The organism is Pseudomonas sp. 1 R 17 (genome assembly GCF_900067035.1).
GTDB lineage: Bacteria > Pseudomonadota > Gammaproteobacteria > Pseudomonadales > Pseudomonadaceae > Aquipseudomonas > Aquipseudomonas marginalis.
On the sequence record NZ_FKLB01000032.1, the window covers coordinates 21,732 to 37,966 of the forward strand.

The window sequence follows — 16,235 nt, forward strand, 5'->3', positions numbered from 1 at the left end:
GACGGCTGCCAGCATCGGCCTCCCTTTTGCGGAGACCGTGCTTATGCGCTCGCTGACCTATCCCCGGCACCTGGCTCGCCAGGTCGTGCTGTTGTTGACCGTGTCTTACCTCACGGGCTGCGCCAGCCCGGCCCCCTCGGGCACCACCACCCGCTGCGCACAGGTGAATTACCCGGTGTATGACCCGGCCGAACCGCTCAATCGCGGGGTGTTTGCCTTCAACCGGACGGTGGATAACTACGCCCTGGCGCCGATAGCACGTGGCTACCGCTACCTGCCGGATTTTTTCCAGCAGGGTGTGCATAACTTTGCGAGCAACTTCAGCGAGCCGAAGGTGTTTATCAATGACCTGTTGCAAGGCAACCCAAGGCGCTCGGTCAATACCCTTGGCCGTTTTGCGCTGAATACCACAGTGGGCGTGGTGGGGCTGATCGATGTATCAGACCGCGTGGGCATCCCGCGCCATAGCGCCGACTTCGGCCAGACATTCGGCGTGTGGGGCATCGGCAACGGGCCGATTGTCGAACTGCCACTGCTGGGCACCAGCAACAGCCGCGATGCGGCAGGCAAAGTCTTGAGTTTCCTGGTCTCGCCGTTGGGAGACAGTGACACCGTGCAGACCCTGGGCACCCTCAGCCTGGTAGGTGGCACCGTGGATACCCGGGCATCACTGTTGCCGCTCACCGACAGCCTGCAAAAATTGCCGGACTATTACAGCGCAATACGTAATGTCGTGGCACAAAACCGTGCGGCGTTTGTGCTGGATGGCAAGGATGGCGCGACCACTCCCGCGACCGGGGGTTGCGCGAACGGCGCCGCTGATGACTTCTGAGCCGAGTAGCCAAAGGTCGTCATATCTTGCAGCAGGACGTTTATAGCTCGCCAGCGCCCTGCTCTATAAGTTTGGCGGCACTTCGCTCCAAGGGGTGAAGTAACACTCGACTAATAGATAAAAGGACACTGCCATGCTCAGCTCCATCAACGCGACACCGCTCCCCCCTCCTCCCCCCACTACGCCGCAGGACGACACAGCCCTGCAACGCAAGAAACGCAGCATTGAAGACCCTCAGTTGCAACTGGAGCCTCAGGAAGCTGACGGTTCATCGCGCAACCGCCCCAGAAGTGGCGGCCTGGATAGCCTGGGCAAGGGGAACTTGCTCTGAACCGCAGGAAGAAGGGCAGCGTATTGCCCTTCTTCTTTTTTACAGACCGCCCCGCCTTAACAAAACACTGACATCCGTTGCGCTAACCTTGCCGGTTCAACCCTGGCCGGAGCCTGTTACCGCATGCCACATCCCGACACCTTGCCCGCCGTACTCGCCGGCCCTCTGCTGCGGCGCCTGGAACCCCGGCGCCTGGTGCTGTGGCTGGTGGGGAGCCGGGCATTGCCCCTGAGCCTGAAACTGCACTGTGCCGACCAGTGCCTGGACATACCGCTGGGCCAGGACCGGTGCCAGGTCGTGCCAGTGGGGCGCCAGGCGTACATCCATCTGATTGATGTACGCCTGGACGAGGCGCTGCCCCAGGACGTAGTCATCCACTATGATCTGCTGGTCGACGATGCCGGCATTGCCGAATGGGCACCGCACCTGCTGTACACCGACACACACTGCCCAAGTTTCGTACTGCACAGCCACATCCATCAGCTGGTACACGGCTCCTGCCGCAAACCTCACCACAGCGCCGACGAAGGCCTGCTCTGCGTCGATCGGCTGCTGGCCGATGCACAGACCCCGGCCGACCGCCCAGCCTTGCTGATGATGAGCGGCGACCAGGTGTACGCCGACGATGTGGCCGGGCCGATGTTGCGGGCGATCCATGGGCTGATTGCGCGCCTGGGCCTGTTCGATGAGTACCTGGAAGGCGCGGTGGTAGACGACAGCGCCAGCCTCTACGGGCATCACGCCAGCTACTACCACCGCGCAGACCTGCTACCCGCGCTGGACAGCAATGAGACCCTGCGCGAACGTTTCTTTGGCGGCGTGAAAAAGCCGATTTTCACCAGCAGCACCGCCGACAATCACCTGGTGACGTTCGCCGAAGTCATGGCGATGTACCTGCTGGTGTGGTCGCCCATCCCCTGGTCCCTGCTCACCGTACAGCCACCGCAACTGAGCGCCGATGAAGCTGCGCGCTATGCCCGCGAACAGGTGCAGGTGGATAAATTTCGCGACGGCCTGCCGGGCGTGGCGCGGGTATTCGCCCATCTACCCACCTTGATGATCTTTGACGATCACGACATCACCGACGACTGGAACCTCAGCGCGCAATGGGAAGAAACCGCCTACGGCCATCCGTTCTCCAGACGCATCATCGGTAACGCCCTGCTGGCGTACCTGCTGTGCCAGGGCTGGGGCAATAACCCGGACGCCTTTGATGAGCTGGTGGGCCACACCCAGGCACTGGCCAGCCAGGCGCAGAGCAATCACTTGGACGCCCAGGCACAGGATGCTTTGCTCGCGGCGCTGCTGAAGTTCCAGCAGTGGCACTACGTGCTGCCCACCACGCCGGCCCTGGTAGTGCTCGACACCCGCACCCGGCGCTGGCGCAGCGAATTCACCCTCAAGCAACCGTCCGGCCTGCTGGACTGGGAAGCCTTGAGCGAACTGCAACAGGAACTGCTCGACCATCCCTCGGCCATCATCGTCTCCCCCGCACCGATCTTTGGCGTCAAGCTGATCGAGACCGTGCAGAAAATCTTCAGTTGGTGCGGCCACCCGTTGCTGGTGGACGCAGAAAACTGGATGGCCCATCGCGGTGCAGCCCAAGTGATCCTCAACATCTTTCGCCACTCGCGCACACCGGGTAACTACGTGATCCTCTCGGGCGATGTGCACTACTCGTTCGTCTATGAAGTGCTGATCCGCCATCGCAACGCCGGCCCCAGGATCTGGCAGATCACCAGCAGCGGCATCAAGAACGAATTTCCACCGCGCTTGCTGGAATGGTTCGACCGCCTCAACCGCTGGCTGTACTCGCCGCGCTCGCCTCTCAACTGGTTCACTCGCCGCCGCACCATGCAGGTGGTGCCGCATATCCCGGAGCATGCCGAGGCCGGTGAACGGTTATGGAATTCGGCAGGCATCGGCCAAGTGTTCTTCAACGAGCGGGGGCAGCCTGACAAGATCTACCAGCACAACGCCGACGGGAAGGCGCGTACGAGGATGATCGCGCCGAAGCAATAGCCCATGGCCCGCTCCTGTAACCGTCCATCCGCCCTATTCAAAGCGCACAAGCTCCGTTGTACAGTAGCTCCAGCCACGGAGTATCGGCATCAATATGACTGGCCTTGGACGCCAGCCCATGCAAGGAGCGCGCAGATGGACGATATCTCCGACAACGGCAATTTCTCCCACCTCACTGCCGACATGCTGCATACCGTGCTGGAGCTGGTCAGCGACGGGATCTGGGACTGGAACGCCAATACCGGGTTCGTCTACCGCAACCCAGGCTGGTACGAAATGCTGGGCTACCCCCGCCACTCCCTGGAAAACAGCGTGTTCACCTGGGAGACCGTCATCCACCCGGAAGACTACCCCCACGTGATGACGCTGTTCGATGACTACATCCACCGTCGCGCCCCCCATTATCAAATCGAATACCGTTGCCGCAAAAAAGATGGCAGCTACCTGTGGATCGAAGACCGGGGCTACGTGATTGCCCGTAACCCCGATGGCTCGGTGGCGCGGATGGTCGGCGCCCATCGCGATATTCATATACGCAAGTGCTCCGTCGAACAGCTGGAGCGGCGCAACCAATCCCTTGAGGCGCTGGTGGCCGAGCGCACGCGCGAATTGTCCCGGGTCAACCAGCAGTTGCAATTGCAGCTGGACGAAAATCGCTCCCTGGCCGAACGGGATGCCCTGACCCTCGTTGCCAACCGCTACCGCTTGGAAAAAGTCCTGCTGGAAGAGTGCGACCGCGCCCAGCGTTTTCGCTTGCAGCTGGCGTTGATCGCGATGGATGTCGATGATTTCAAGCCGATCAATGACCAGCATGGTCACGGCATGGGCGACCAAACCCTTTTGCAGGTAGTGGAATGCCTGGAAAGCTGCCTGCGCCCAGGCGATCTGCTCGCCCGCTGGGGTGGCGATGAGTTCATCGCGGTCCTGCCCAAAAGCGCACTGGAAACCGCCAGGGAGCTGGCCGAGAAAATCTGCCAAAAGATGCGCAAGATCCCGATGCGCGGCGGCCTCCACGTCACCCTGAGCGTGGGCGTGGCCGAGCGCCGTATGGATGAATCCCCCAGCGCGCTTATGACGCGTGCCGACCAGGCGTTGTATCGCGCCAAGGCGGCGGGCAAGGATGGGGTGTCGGCGTAGCATCGACGGGGCTACGGCGTTGCCAAAAACGAGCTTTTGGCAACAGCTCTTCCGATTTGGAATGACCCGGCGACTTTATTTCGTTTGCGGCAGGGCCTGGCCCACGGCTTAGATAAAAGCACGCCCGCCACTGCCGAGTCCGAGATTCATGAGCCGCGAAACCATCAGCCAGTCGATTTCCATCGTTCATCCCATCAGCCTCAGCCATGGCAGCAACGCCGAGGTCTGGGACACCACGGGCAAACGCTATATCGATTTTGTCGGCGGGATCGGCGTGCTCAACCTTGGCCATTGCCACCCGGGCGTGGTGGCGGCGATTCGTGAACAGGCGACGAAGTTGACCCACTATGCGTTCAACGCTGCACCGCACACACCCTACATCGAACTGATGGATCGCCTGGCCGGGTTTATCCCGGTGGACTACCCCGTCAGCGGCATGCTCACCAACAGCGGTGCGGAAGCGGCAGAAAACGCCTTGAAGATCGTGCGCGGCGCCACCGGCCGCACGGCGGTGATCGCCTTTGACGGAGCCTTCCACGGCCGCACCCTGGCCACCCTCAACCTCAATGGCAAGGTGGCGCCCTACAAACAGAAGGTCGGCGTCCTGCCCGGCCCGGTGTATCACCTGCCCTACCCCAGCGCCGATAACGGCGTGGGCTGCGCTGAAGCGCTGAAAGCCATGGACCGCTTGTTCAGCGTGGAAATCGACGTCGGTGACGTCGCCTGTTTCATCATCGAGCCGGTGCAGGGCGAAGGCGGTTTCCTGGCGCTGGATATCGAGTTTGCCCACGCCCTGCGGCGCTTTTGCGATGAACACAACATCCTGTTGATTGCCGATGAAATCCAGTCGGGCTTCGGTCGCACCGGACAGCGTTTCGCCTTCTCACGCCTGGGCATCGAACCAGATCTGATCCTGCTGGGCAAAAGCATCGCCGGCGGCGTGCCGCTGGGCGCGGTGGTCGGGCGCAAGGCCTTGATGGACAACCTGCCCAAAGGCGGCCTCGGTGGTACTTACTCGGGTAACCCCATCGCTTGCGCGGCAGCATTGGCCACCCTCGATGCGATGACGGATGAACACTTGCAGGTCTGGGGCTCGCAACAGGAAGAAGCGATCGTTGGCCGCTATGCCGCCTGGCGTTCGCAGCACCTGTCGCCGTACCTGGGCCGCCTGACCGGCGTCGGTGCCATGCGCGGCATCGAACTGGCCAACGCCGACGGCACGCCCGCGCCCCGGCAACTGAGCCAATTGCTGAGCCTGGCGCGAGACGCCGGGCTGTTGTTGATGCCCAGCGGCAAGTCGCGGCACATCGTGCGCTTGCTGGCACCGCTGACCATCGAGCCTGCGGTGCTGGAAGAAGGACTGGATATTCTCCAGGCGTGCCTGAAGCAGTTGGTTTGACGCCCTGCATTCGCCGGTCGGCAGCCTTGACCTGATCCCCCTCCCCGCTGAAAATGCGCGACGCTTTTTTGTCTTCCGTTTACTGAAGTAGTGAAATTTCAATGTCCGATTCTTACACCGAACACTCCGCCGAAGAATCCGTAGTCGCCTTGCACGCCAAGGCTGAATACGAAAACGCCATCAATCTTTCACAGCATGTGCCAGCCGCCAAGATCATCAGCGAGATGGTGCTGGACGCCTTTCACACCTCCAAGGAAAGCGACCAGATCCGCGAACTGCGCGTGGCCATTCGTCAGGCCCACGACGCCTTCGACGACGACAAGGCCTACGACCTGATGGGCCAGCTCAAGCAGCTCAAGGACGCCGAAGCCGCTGACAACCTCGCCCTTGAAGACCTGAGCGGCAAGTTCTCCATCAGCCGCATCCTGTCGAGCTTCAAGGATGATCCAGAGTTTCAGGAGCTGGTCTACGGGCTGGCCCTCAAAGTGCTGAACCAGTCTCACCAGGCCATCAGCAACCCAAGCGCCGGCAAAGGTAAGGCCGCTCGCCCCAAGAAAGAAGCCGAAGTGTTTGTGATCAGCAAGGACGGCATCAGCGTCACCCTGCCGCTGCGCACGCCACGCTCGCGGTTGAACGTCGACCGTGAGGCGTTTGAGTTCCTGGGCTTCAGCTTTGTAGGCGAAGGCGACGAAGCCGAGTTGGAGGTTGAAAGCTTTGTGGATAACGCCGGCGTCGAACAGCCGCTGAGCCGCAAGAGCGTGATTACTGCGCTGCAACAGCAGACGGCGTTTGAGGGCTACAGCATCGCGCAGCAGTGACACCCCTGAACTGAATGTGGGAGGGAGAAAGCCCCCCTCCCACATCGGCGTTAGACCGTCGCCGCAAACACCTCGCGAAACCGCTCCATCTCCCGCTTGTTCCCCACCGTCACGCGCACCCACTGCGGCCAGTTTTTCCACACCCGCCCGATGAACACGCCCTGTGCGGCAAGCTTGTCGATGACCTGCTCGGCCGGTTGCTTCACATCGATCATGAAGCAGTTGGCCTGGGACGCCGTGCAGGTGAAGCCACGGCCCTTGAGCCAGGTGATTGTTTCATCGCGCAGCTGGACATTGAGCGCCTTGCGTTGTGGCAGCAGCTTCACGTCTTCCAGGCTGGCGATGCCGCCGAGCAGGGAGGAACCCGCCGGGACATTGTCACCGCCGAACACCGCCAGCCGTTCCAGCAGCGCCGGGTGGCCGATCGCCAGGCCCAGACGGGCGCCGGCCATACCGTAGATTTTCGAGAAGGTGCGCAACACCAACAGGTCGTCATGGTCCTTGACCCAGCTCACCACGCTTGGGGTGTCGGCGAAGTCGATGTAGGCCTCGTCCACCACCAATACGCTGCCTTTGGGCTTGTTCGCCAGCGCCTGGCGAATAGCCTCGGTGGAGGTGATGGTGCCCGTCGGATTGTTGGGATTGCAGACATAGAGCATCCCCGCCTGGGGATCGGCGGCGAGCATGGCGGGAACGTCGTGGGCGTGATCGGCGTCAAGGTCCACTTCGCGCACCGGCGCCTTACGGGACTCGGCGGCCTGGCGCGGTACTTCGTAGGACGGCGTGGCCATCACCAGGCCGCGGGTTTCGCTGGTGAACGCCAGCACCGCGTAGCGCAGCGCGGCCATGGAGCCGGCGAACACCGCCACCTGCTCTTCGGCAATCCCGTGCTGCTGGGCAAACAAGCCGGCCAAGGCGTACATATGTTTGTACGGATACCGCCCGGCTGTCGCGATGCCGCGCTGCATCGCTTCGCGGGCCGCCGTCGAAGGCCCGTAGGGGCTTTCGTTGTAGTTGAGCAGTACCTTGTCAGCCTTGGTCGGCGCGGGTGCGGCGAGCGCCCAATCCAGGCGCCCGAGCAAAGGCAGGGCGGCGCCAAGAGCGAGAAGGGATCGACGACTAACGCTGACCATGGTGACTACTCCTTGTAGACGGGTGAGGAATTCGCACAGCTCGTATAGAAGGGTATGACGAGACAAGGAACAAATGATTTAACCGACCCGCCATAAAAAAAACCCGTACGACTTGCGAAGACGGGGCTTTTTTCTGGCCAGGGTCTGCTACGTATTGGGGTCAGTTCAGCTGCAATTTCTGCTTCAGGCTCTGCATGACCACTGCCTTGTTCTGCAGGTAGTCATTCAAGCCACGTGCACGCAGGTTGCACGCATCGCATTCGCCACAGCCGGTGCCGATAATGCCGTTGTAGCAGGTCAGTGTCTGCTCGCGGACCAGGTCCAGTTGCCGGTGGTAATCCGCCAGTGCCCAGGTCTCAGCCTTGTTCAGCCACATCAACGGGGTTTCCAGGCGTACGTCGTACTCCATGCCCAGCTTGAGCGCCTGGTTCAAGGCTTTGACGAACTCATCGCGGCAATCGGGGTAGCCGGAGAAGTCGGTTTCACACACGCCGGTGATGACCGTCCCGGCCTTGACCTGATACGCGTAGATAGCCGCCAGGGTTAAAAACAGAATATTGCGGCCCGGCACGAAGGTGCTCGGCAGGCTTTCGCCGGAGCTGTTCACGGTCGGCACTGGAATGTTGTCGCGGGTCAGGCTGCTGATCGCCAGTTCGTTGAGCAGCGACACGTCCATCACTTTGTGAACGGTGGCCCCCAGTTGCTTGGCCAGCTTCCGGGCGACTTCGATTTCCGCGACATGGCGCTGACCGTAATCGAAGGTGATGCAGTGCACTTCGTCATACAGCGGCAGCGCCTGGATCAGGCAGGTCGTCGAATCCTGACCGCCACTGAACACCATAACGGCTTTTTTACTCATCACTTTGCTTCCTGCAGGGGTAGGGTTTGGTCGTAGTTTAAAGGTCACTCAATAAAAAACCCCGCGCTTCTTTCGAAGGCGGGGCCTTTTTATTACTCAGACACTCAGTGGGCGTAGGTCAGCAACAGCTCTTTCGGCACTTGGAAATCCAGGGACATCATCACGCTCAGCGCGGTGATGGTGAAGATCGAGAACACGAACAGCTTGCGCGCCCAGACGGTGTCGTCCACCGCCTTGTAGCCGGTCCAGGCCATGTACAACCAGTACATGCCCATGGCGGCGGCGACGGCAAGGTAGCTCATGCCGGCGTAGCCACTGAAGGTCAACATCAAGGTCGCCACGAGGAAGGCCAGGATGTAGAGCAGGATGTGTTTCTTGGCGACCTGGATGCCACGCTTGACCGGCAACACCGGAATCGAAGCAGCCAGGTAGTCGTTGAAGCGGAAGATCGCGATGGCGTAGGAATGCGGCATCTGCCACAGGCTGAACATCACCAGCAGCACCAGCGCAGCCATGTCGAAGCTATTGGTCACAGCCACATAACCAATCACCGGCGGCATCGCCCCCGACAGACTGCCCACCAGCGTGCCGTGCACCGACTTGCGCTTGAGGTACAGGCTGTAGAGGCCGACGTAGATGACAAAACCGATCACGGCAAACAACGCCGCCAACGGGTTGGCCACCTGGTACAACAGGGCCACACCGGCAACACCCAGGACGGTCGCGAAGATCAGCGCCAGTTTCAGGGAGATCAGGCCCTGGACCAGCACGCGATTCTTGGTGCGCTCCATCTTGATATCGATGTCACGGTCGATGCAGTTGTTGAACACACAACCGGAAGCTACCACCAGGGACGTACCGATCATCGCAGCCAGGAAGATGGCCAGATCGACATGTCCCTTGGAGGCCAGGAAGAAACCGCCCGCCACAGAAAGCACGTTACCGAAAATGATCCCCGGTTTGGTGATTTGGATAAAGTGCTTAAGCGACATCGGGTCTTACCTCACTTCGCCATCATGAACGTATGGATGCTGAACATGATCCATATCGACAGGCCAACCAGCAGCAGGATCACAAGACCTGCGAACACAAACGCAATCACGTTATCGCGCTGCTCTTTCGAGCGATCCAGGTGCAGGAAGTACACCAGGTGAACCAGCACCTGAATCACTGCGAACGCCAACACGATCATCAAGGTGATCGACTTCGGCAGGGTCGGGTACATCACCAGACCGAACGGGATAAGCGTCAGGATTACCGACAGGATGAAGCCGATGGCGTACGACTTAACGCTGCCGTGGCTCGCATCATGGCTGTCATGGTCATGGGAGTGTGCATTAGCCATTACAGAGTCCCCATCAGGTAAACAACGGTGAAGACGCAGATCCAGACCACGTCCAGGAAGTGCCAGAACAGGCTCAGGCAGCTCAGGCGAGTCTTGTTGGTGTTGGTCAGGCCGTGTTTATTGACCTGATACATCATCACCGCCATCCACAGCAGGCCGGCCGTTACGTGCAGACCGTGGGTACCTACCAGCGTGAAGAACGCCGACAGGAAGCCGGAACGGTGCGGGCCGTAGCCTTCGGAGATCAGCAGGTGGAACTCGTTGATCTCCATGCCGATGAAGCCCAGGCCGAACAGGAAGGTCAGTGCCAACCAGCTCAGGACGCCTTTCTTGTTGCCCTTGTAGAAGGCCAACATGGCGAAGCCGTAGGTGATCGAACTGAACAACAGCAAGGCGGTTTCGCCGAGCACGTAAGGCAGTTCGAAGATGTCGTGGCCCGACGGGCCACCCGCTACGTTGTTTACCAGTACCGCGTACACCGCGAAGATCGACGCAAACAAGATGCAGTCGGTCATCAGGTAGAGCCAGAAACCGAAAACGGTCATCGGCCCCGAGTCGTGGTGATGGTCATCGTGCCCATGGTCATCGACATGGGCGTGTCCAGCATTGGTCACTAAGTTCGACATGGTTTAAGCCTGTTCCAACGAGGTTTCTACACGGTTGGCCGGGATTTTCTTCTCGGCGACCAGGCGAGCGTGCTGCTCGGCTTCGATGCGCTCGATCGTTTCGACCGGCACCATGTAGCCTTGATCATCACGTGCTGCGTGGACAATGAAGTAGCCGATGGTGCCCACCAGGCTCACGATTGCCAGCCACCAGATGTGCCAGATCATCGCGAAACCGAACACGGTCAACAGCGCACCCATCACCACGCCAGTGGCGGTGTTGCTTGGCATGTGGATCGGTTCGTAGTGCTTAGGTTGCTGGTACGCAGTACCGTCTTCCTTGGCTTCGGTGAACGCATCGATGGTGTTCGCAGTCGGGATCACCGCGAAGTTGTAGAACGGTGGTGGCGACGAGGTCGACCATTCCAGGGTGTGGCCATTCCATGGGTCGCCGGATTCGCAAGCATTCTGCTTACGGTCCCGGATGCTCACGTACAGTTGGATCAACTGGCAGGCGATACCCACAGCGATCATGATTGCACCGAACATGGCGACGTACAGGTACGGCACCCACTCAGGGTTGGTAGTGGCGTTCAGACGACGGGTCATGCCCATGAAGCCCAGTGCATAGAGCGGCATGAACGCAACGAAGAAGCCCGAGATCCAGAACCAGAATGCAGCCTTGCCCCAACCTTCGTGCAGCTTGAAGCCGAACGCTTTCGGGAAGTAGAAGCTGAAACCAGCGATGTAGCCGAATACAGCACCACCGATGATCACGTTGTGGAAGTGAGCGATCACGAACAGGCTGTTGTGCAGTACGAAGTCAGCACCCGGGATGGCCAGCAGTACGCCGGTCATGCCGCCGATGGCGAAGGTCACCATGAAGCCCAGGGTCCACAGGACCTGGCTGGTGATACGCAGACGGCCGTGGTAGATGGTGAACAGCCAGTTGAATAGCTTCACCCCCGTCGGGATGGAAATCAGCATCGTCGCCAGGCCGAAGAAGGCGTTGACGCTGGCCCCCGAACCCATGGTGAAGAAGTGGTGCAGCCACACCATGAAGCCCAGTACGGAGATTGCGCCCGATGCGTAGACCATCGAGTGGTGACCGAACAGGCGCTTGCCGGTAAAGGTCGAGATCACTTCGGAGAAGATACCGAACGCTGGCAGGATCAGGATGTACACCTCAGGGTGACCCCATGCCCAGAACAGGTTCACGTACATCATTGGATTGCCACCAAGTTCATTGGTGAAAATGTGGAAATCCAGGTAACGGTCAAGCGACAGCAGCGCCATGGTAGCGGCCAGGATCGGGAACGAAGCCACGATCAGGACGTTGGCCCAGGTGCAGGTCCAGGTGAAGATCGGCATGTCCATCAGTTTCATGCCAGGGGCGCGCATTTTCAGGACGGTGGCCAGGAAGTTGACCCCCGTCAGCGTCGTCCCGAGTCCTGATAACTGTAGCGCCCAGATGTAGTAGTCCACACCCACGCCAGGGCTGTACTGGATGCCCGACAATGGCGGATACGCAACCCAACCGGTCTTGGCGAATTCGCCGACACCCAGGGACACGTTGATCAGCACCACGCCGGAAACCAGCAGCCAGAAGCTCAGGGAGTTCAGGAACGGGTAGGCAACGTCACGCGCACCGATCTGCAGCGGCACTGCAAGGTTCATCAGGCCGGTGAAGAAAGGCATCGCCATGAAGATGATCATGATCACACCGTGGGCGGTGAAGATCTGGTCATAGTGTTCAGGCGGCAGGTAGCCAGGCGAACCTTCGGTGGCCATGGCCAACTGGGTACGCATCATGATGGCGTCGGCAAAACCACGCAGCAGCATGACCATGGCAACGATGATGTACATCACGCCGATTTTCTTGTGGTCGACCGACGTCAGCCACTCGGTCCACAGGTAGGTCCACTTCTTGAAATAAGTGATTGCTGCAAACAGTGCCAGACCACCCAGCGCGATCATGGCGATGGTAATCATCACAATCGGCTCGTGGAACGGGACCGCATCCCAACTTAATTTACCAAACATCGTTTACTCCTCTGCCCCAGCAGTTGAATGCGAGCCCGTGTCAGAACCTTCAACCGCGGCCACTTCTTTCTTCTCGTGCTTGACCGGCTTGCCTGGCTTCATACCTTCGTACTTGTCGACGATTTTCTGAAACAGGTTCGGCTCATACGCGGAGTACAGGGCGACAGGGTTGTTCTGGCTTGGTTTGGTCAGGGCGTCGTATTCAGCTTGATCAAGCTGTTTAGGTGCGGCCTTGACTTCGGCTACCCAGGCGTTGAAATCTTCCTGGCTCGTCGAGATCGCTTTGAATTTCATGCCGGTGAAGCCAGCGCCGCTGTAGTTCGCGGAGATGCCTTCCATTTCAGCTTTTTCGTTGGCGATCAGGTGCAGTCGGGTCTGCATGCCTGCCATCGCGTAGATCTGACCGCCCAGGGCAGGGATGAAGAACGAGTTCATCACGGCGTCGGAGGTGATCCGGAAGTTAAGCGGGGTGTTCTCAGGGAAGCGAATCTGGTTAACCGTGGCGATACCCAGGTCCGGGTAGATGAACAGCCACTTCCAGTCCAGCGCGACCACTTCGATGTTGATCGGCTTGACGTCGGACTCCAGCGGACGGTATGGGTCCAGCTCGTGGGTCGACTTATAGGTGATGTAACCCAGGGCGATGATGATGAGGATCGGGACCAGCCACACCGCGATTTCGATCTTGGTGGAGTGCGACCACTTAGGCGCGTAGGTCGCGCTGGTGTTCGACGCGCGGTATTTCCAGGCGAAGGCAAAGGTCATGATGATCACAGGCACCACGACCAACAGCATCAGCAGGGTGGCAGTGATGATCAGGTTTCGTTGATCCAGACCGATCTGTCCTTTTGGGTCCATCAAGGTCCACTTGCAGCCTCCCAGCATTAACATCATGCCAAGCAGCGGCAAAAAGCCTAGTAATCGGGGGTACCTGTTTTTACTCATCTCACGACCTCTAAAGCAGCTTGCGCAATGCAGTTGGGTTTTGATCGCCAACACTTCACCCTGCCAAGGGTTGGCATTTCTCTTCGATTGAATAAGAGCCTGCCCGTCACGTCATATAGGTACGCTTCACGAGCCTGCGGTGAGTTCTTATTCGATTTCGTGGTTAAAGGCCTTGTTACAGACCAATTCCCTTTGGTGCGGATAGTTGAAAGGCTGCCGGAACCTTGGGGTCGCACAGAGCCGTCCATCTGCCCCTCGACCGCTCCAGTGCTCAAAGATTGAGCAGCACCGGACATTCAGTGCGGGCGATTGTAGTTAGCTAGCGATGTATAAACCATGTCTTATAAAGAAATAATTTTTATCGATTACAGCAATAATCCTTCACCAATATTGCAATGGTTCGCGATCTTATCGCGTTCGATTCTCAACAAAAACCACAAAAATTGCCGTGTTATAGGGCAAACCGTCACAGCCCTTACACCCCGTAAGGGCCTGCAAAACCTATGCAACCCCCCATAAAACAAGGCATTCGGACATCACTCAAAGCCTTGTACGACGTGAGGTACGTGGCGGCGTCCAAACCACGAACTGACAGCACATCCTGGAGGTTTTTTGCAAATTTAAGCGCGGGTTTGGCAGGTCAGAAACGTCCTGCCGCGGCTTCCGTGTGACAACATGTCGCACATTGCGCGCACCCAAAATTGTCCGGCGTCACGCTCTGTTCACAAAAGCCTACATGCAAAAACGCCCCGGCCTTCCTTGAAGAAAGACCGGGGCGTTTCACTGATGGGTTCAGCCTTTGTGGCGGCGATTGCGATAGATGCCCAGGGGCACCAGGATGACCGTCAGCACGAACGCCACCAGTGCCCATTGCGCCAGGGACAGGCCGAGCACCGGCGGGTAAGGGGTGCTGCAGAAGCCGTCGACCTGGAAGCCCAGTGGGAAGACCTTGGCCAGGGGCAGGTCGTCGACGATAGGTTGCAGTACATCGACGCCGCAGCTCACCTGCGGGAAGAACTGGGTGTACACATGGTGACCGGCCGCGGCCACCCCACCGAGAGCGCTGAGTACCACCAGGCCTTCGAACAGCGTGAGGGCGCCCTTGGTGCGCATGGCGGCACCGATGAACGCGAAGATCGCAATCAACAGCAAGGCATAGCGTTGCAGGATGCACAACGGGCACGGCGCCTCGCCCAACACCACCTGCATGTACAACGCCCCACCGATCAGCGCCAGGCAGATGATGCCCAGCAACACCAGAAAGCGCCGCTCCCTGCCTAAACGCAATTCGTCACTCATCCCCGTATCCCTTTGTTTGGTTGTGCCAATGGCCGCAAGTTTACACACAGAGAGTGGTTTAAACAGAGAGGGGTTAACAGGGGATTAATTGGGGGATAGCGACAGGCTGCAAGCTGCAAGCCTCAAGTAAAAAGCGGGCTTCGATGCGGCCTTTACTTGAAGCTTGCGGCTTGCAGCTTCCTACTCCCCCAAAGGCGGTTACTCCAACGCGGCAGCCGGGCCGAAGAATTCGTAGCGGCTTTGTTTCTCGGGTACGCCCAGGGCCTTGAGGTGGCGCTTGATCGCCGCCATGAAACCTTTGGGGCCGAGGAAGTACGCGTCCAGGTCACGCTGCTTCGGCAACCATGCGGCCAGTTGCTCCTGGCTCAGCAGGCCGACCTTATCCGCCGCAGGGCTCACGCCGTCGTCCTCGGCATAGCAATAAAAGCGCTTGAGCTGCGGGTGCTTGGCCGCCAGTGCATCCACCCAATCGCGGAACGCATGCACCCCGCCATTGCGCGCGCAGTGGATAAAGTGCACCGGGCGCTCGGTGGCCAGCGCAGCCTCCAGCATCGGCAAGGTCGGGGTGATCCCTACCCCGCCGCTGATCAGCACCAACGGCTTATCGCTGGCCGCCAGGGTGAACTCGCCCGATGGTGGAAACAGGTCAATCGTCGCACCGACCTGCAACTGGTCATGCAGGTAGTTGGAAACCCGCCCACCGGCCTCGCGCTTGACGCTGATGCGGTACTGACCTGCATCACTCAGCGCCGACAGTGAATAATTGCGGCGCACTTCCTCACCGTCGAGCACCAGCTTCATGCCGATGTATTGGCCCGGCGCGGCAGCGAGGATCGCCCCGTTGTCCGCCGGCGCGAAATAGAAGGAAGTGATCTCGGCGCTCTCCTCCACACGCTTGACCAGGGTAAACGCCCGCGCACCGCGCCAGCCGCCGGGGGCCTGGGCTTTCTCTGTATAGATAGCGGCCTCGGCACCGATCAGGATATCCGCCAGTTGGCCGTACGCGGCGCCCCAGGCATTCATCACCTCAGGGGTGGCGATCTCACTGCCCAGCACCTCGGAAATCGCCCGCAGCAGGCAAGCGCCCACGATCGGGTAATGCTCCGGCAGGATCTGCAAGGCGACGTGCTTGTTGATGATCTTCGCCACGAGGTCGCCCAGTTGGTCGAGCTGGTCGATATGCCGCGCGTACATCAATACGCCATTGGCCAGGGCCCGGGGCTGGTCACCGCTGGCCTGGTGGGCCTGGTTGAACAGCGGGCGAACCTCAGGGTACTCGGAGAGCATCATGCGGTAGAAATGGGTGATCAGCGCTTCGCCGCCGCTTTCCAGCAGGGGCACGGTGGATTTGACGATGGCACGGTCTTGGGCACTAAGCATGGGAGCCTCCTGGGCTTCTTTACTGATTGCCCTTAGCTACTCAGTATTCATGCCAACTAATAAATCATTTAATTTCAATAGCTTGAG

Annotated in this window: 14 protein-coding genes; 5 read left to right on the forward strand and 9 right to left on the reverse strand. The window is 59.6% G+C overall.

Annotated elements, in window-relative coordinates; genetic code table 11:
* Window positions 1-43: 43 nt before the first annotated feature.
* The 5 genes from BFP99_RS10175 to BFP99_RS10200 all read left to right on the forward strand — a co-directional run bounded on the left by BFP99_RS10175 (window position 44) and on the right by BFP99_RS10200 (window position 6,539).
* Complete coding sequence (locus tag BFP99_RS10175) at window positions 44-832, forward strand: MlaA family lipoprotein (RefSeq protein ID WP_065947199.1); 789 nt, start codon at window positions 44-46, stop codon at window positions 830-832.
* Between the two features lie 454 nt (window positions 833-1,286).
* The gene (locus BFP99_RS10185) at window positions 1,287-3,185 is read left to right on the forward strand and encodes an alkaline phosphatase D family protein (RefSeq protein ID WP_065947200.1); all 1,899 of its coding nucleotides are present in this window, start codon (window positions 1,287-1,289) and stop codon (window positions 3,183-3,185) included.
* Between the two features lie 135 nt (window positions 3,186-3,320).
* A complete protein-coding gene (locus tag BFP99_RS10190) occupies window positions 3,321-4,322 on the forward strand; it encodes a diguanylate cyclase domain-containing protein (RefSeq protein WP_065947201.1) in 1,002 nt (333 codons plus the stop codon).
* A 148-nt stretch (window positions 4,323-4,470) separates the two neighbouring features.
* Window positions 4,471-5,721, forward strand: coding sequence for a 2-aminoadipate transaminase (locus tag BFP99_RS10195; RefSeq protein ID WP_065947202.1), 1,251 nt, complete (start codon window positions 4,471-4,473; stop codon window positions 5,719-5,721).
* Between the two features lie 101 nt (window positions 5,722-5,822).
* Window positions 5,823-6,539: a hypothetical protein gene (locus BFP99_RS10200; RefSeq protein ID WP_065925999.1), complete on the forward strand. Its 717-nt coding sequence runs from the start codon at window positions 5,823-5,825 to the stop codon at window positions 6,537-6,539.
* Between the two features lie 50 nt (window positions 6,540-6,589).
* On the opposite strand, the gene BFP99_RS10205 is transcribed toward BFP99_RS10200, so the two are convergent.
* The 9 genes from BFP99_RS10205 to hmpA form a co-directional block, all read right to left on the reverse strand.
* On the reverse strand, window positions 6,590-7,672 hold the full coding sequence (locus BFP99_RS10205; RefSeq protein ID WP_065947203.1) for a pyoverdine biosynthesis transaminase PtaA: 1,083 nt from the start codon (window positions 7,670-7,672) through the stop codon (window positions 6,590-6,592).
* 160 nt (window positions 7,673-7,832) lie between these two features.
* A complete protein-coding gene (gene queC, locus BFP99_RS10210) occupies window positions 7,833-8,531 on the reverse strand; it encodes a 7-cyano-7-deazaguanine synthase QueC (RefSeq protein ID WP_065925997.1) in 699 nt (232 codons plus the stop codon).
* Between the two features lie 104 nt (window positions 8,532-8,635).
* The gene (gene cyoE / locus BFP99_RS10215; protein WP_027607620.1) at window positions 8,636-9,523 is read right to left on the reverse strand and encodes a heme o synthase; all 888 of its coding nucleotides are present in this window, start codon (window positions 9,521-9,523) and stop codon (window positions 8,636-8,638) included.
* 11 nt (window positions 9,524-9,534) lie between these two features.
* Window positions 9,535-9,876 carry a cytochrome o ubiquinol oxidase subunit IV gene (gene cyoD / locus BFP99_RS10220; RefSeq protein WP_010206434.1) on the reverse strand — a complete coding sequence of 114 codons (342 nt, stop codon included), beginning with the start codon at window positions 9,874-9,876 and terminating at the stop codon, window positions 9,535-9,537.
* Window positions 9,876-10,502 (reverse strand): cytochrome o ubiquinol oxidase subunit III, encoded by a 627-nt coding sequence (locus tag BFP99_RS10225; protein WP_010206435.1) that lies wholly within the window; start codon window positions 10,500-10,502, stop codon window positions 9,876-9,878. The genes cyoD and BFP99_RS10225 overlap by 1 nt, the downstream gene beginning before the upstream one ends.
* Before the next feature lie 3 nt (window positions 10,503-10,505).
* Window positions 10,506-12,524 carry a cytochrome o ubiquinol oxidase subunit I gene (gene cyoB, locus BFP99_RS10230; RefSeq protein ID WP_065925995.1) on the reverse strand — a complete coding sequence of 673 codons (2,019 nt, stop codon included), beginning with the start codon at window positions 12,522-12,524 and terminating at the stop codon, window positions 10,506-10,508.
* Between the two features lie 3 nt (window positions 12,525-12,527).
* The gene (gene cyoA, locus BFP99_RS10235) at window positions 12,528-13,469 is read right to left on the reverse strand and encodes a ubiquinol oxidase subunit II (protein WP_027607622.1); all 942 of its coding nucleotides are present in this window, start codon (window positions 13,467-13,469) and stop codon (window positions 12,528-12,530) included.
* A gap of 792 nt (window positions 13,470-14,261) precedes the next feature.
* The gene (locus BFP99_RS10240; RefSeq protein ID WP_027607623.1) at window positions 14,262-14,768 is read right to left on the reverse strand and encodes a disulfide bond formation protein B; all 507 of its coding nucleotides are present in this window, start codon (window positions 14,766-14,768) and stop codon (window positions 14,262-14,264) included.
* Window positions 14,769-14,966: 198 nt separating this feature from the next.
* Window positions 14,967-16,148 (reverse strand): NO-inducible flavohemoprotein, encoded by a 1,182-nt coding sequence (gene hmpA, locus BFP99_RS10245; RefSeq protein ID WP_065925993.1) that lies wholly within the window; start codon window positions 16,146-16,148, stop codon window positions 14,967-14,969.
* Window positions 16,149-16,235: the final 87 nt, after the last annotated feature.

Coding starts and splice junctions, on each gene's coding strand:
- BFP99_RS10175 (WP_065947199.1), top strand. CDS start 44: ATGCGCTCGCTGACCTATCCCCGGCACCTGGCTCGCCAGGTCGTGCTG.
- BFP99_RS10185 (WP_065947200.1), top strand. CDS start 1,287: ATGCCACATCCCGACACCTTGCCCGCCGTACTCGCCGGCCCTCTGCTG.
- BFP99_RS10190 (WP_065947201.1), top strand. CDS start 3,321: ATGGACGATATCTCCGACAACGGCAATTTCTCCCACCTCACTGCCGAC.
- BFP99_RS10195 (WP_065947202.1), top strand. CDS start 4,471: ATGAGCCGCGAAACCATCAGCCAGTCGATTTCCATCGTTCATCCCATC.
- BFP99_RS10200 (WP_065925999.1), top strand. CDS start 5,823: ATGTCCGATTCTTACACCGAACACTCCGCCGAAGAATCCGTAGTCGCC.
- BFP99_RS10205 (WP_065947203.1), bottom strand. CDS start 7,672: ATGGTCAGCGTTAGTCGTCGATCCCTTCTCGCTCTTGGCGCCGCCCTG.
- queC (WP_065925997.1), bottom strand. CDS start 8,531: ATGAGTAAAAAAGCCGTTATGGTGTTCAGTGGCGGTCAGGATTCGACG.
- cyoE (WP_027607620.1), bottom strand. CDS start 9,523: ATGTCGCTTAAGCACTTTATCCAAATCACCAAACCGGGGATCATTTTC.
- cyoD (WP_010206434.1), bottom strand. CDS start 9,876: ATGGCTAATGCACACTCCCATGACCATGACAGCCATGATGCGAGCCAC.
- BFP99_RS10225 (WP_010206435.1), bottom strand. CDS start 10,502: ATGTCGAACTTAGTGACCAATGCTGGACACGCCCATGTCGATGACCAT.
- cyoB (WP_065925995.1), bottom strand. CDS start 12,524: ATGTTTGGTAAATTAAGTTGGGATGCGGTCCCGTTCCACGAGCCGATT.
- cyoA (WP_027607622.1), bottom strand. CDS start 13,469: ATGAGTAAAAACAGGTACCCCCGATTACTAGGCTTTTTGCCGCTGCTT.
- BFP99_RS10240 (WP_027607623.1), bottom strand. CDS start 14,768: ATGAGTGACGAATTGCGTTTAGGCAGGGAGCGGCGCTTTCTGGTGTTG.
- hmpA (WP_065925993.1), bottom strand. CDS start 16,148: ATGCTTAGTGCCCAAGACCGTGCCATCGTCAAATCCACCGTGCCCCTG.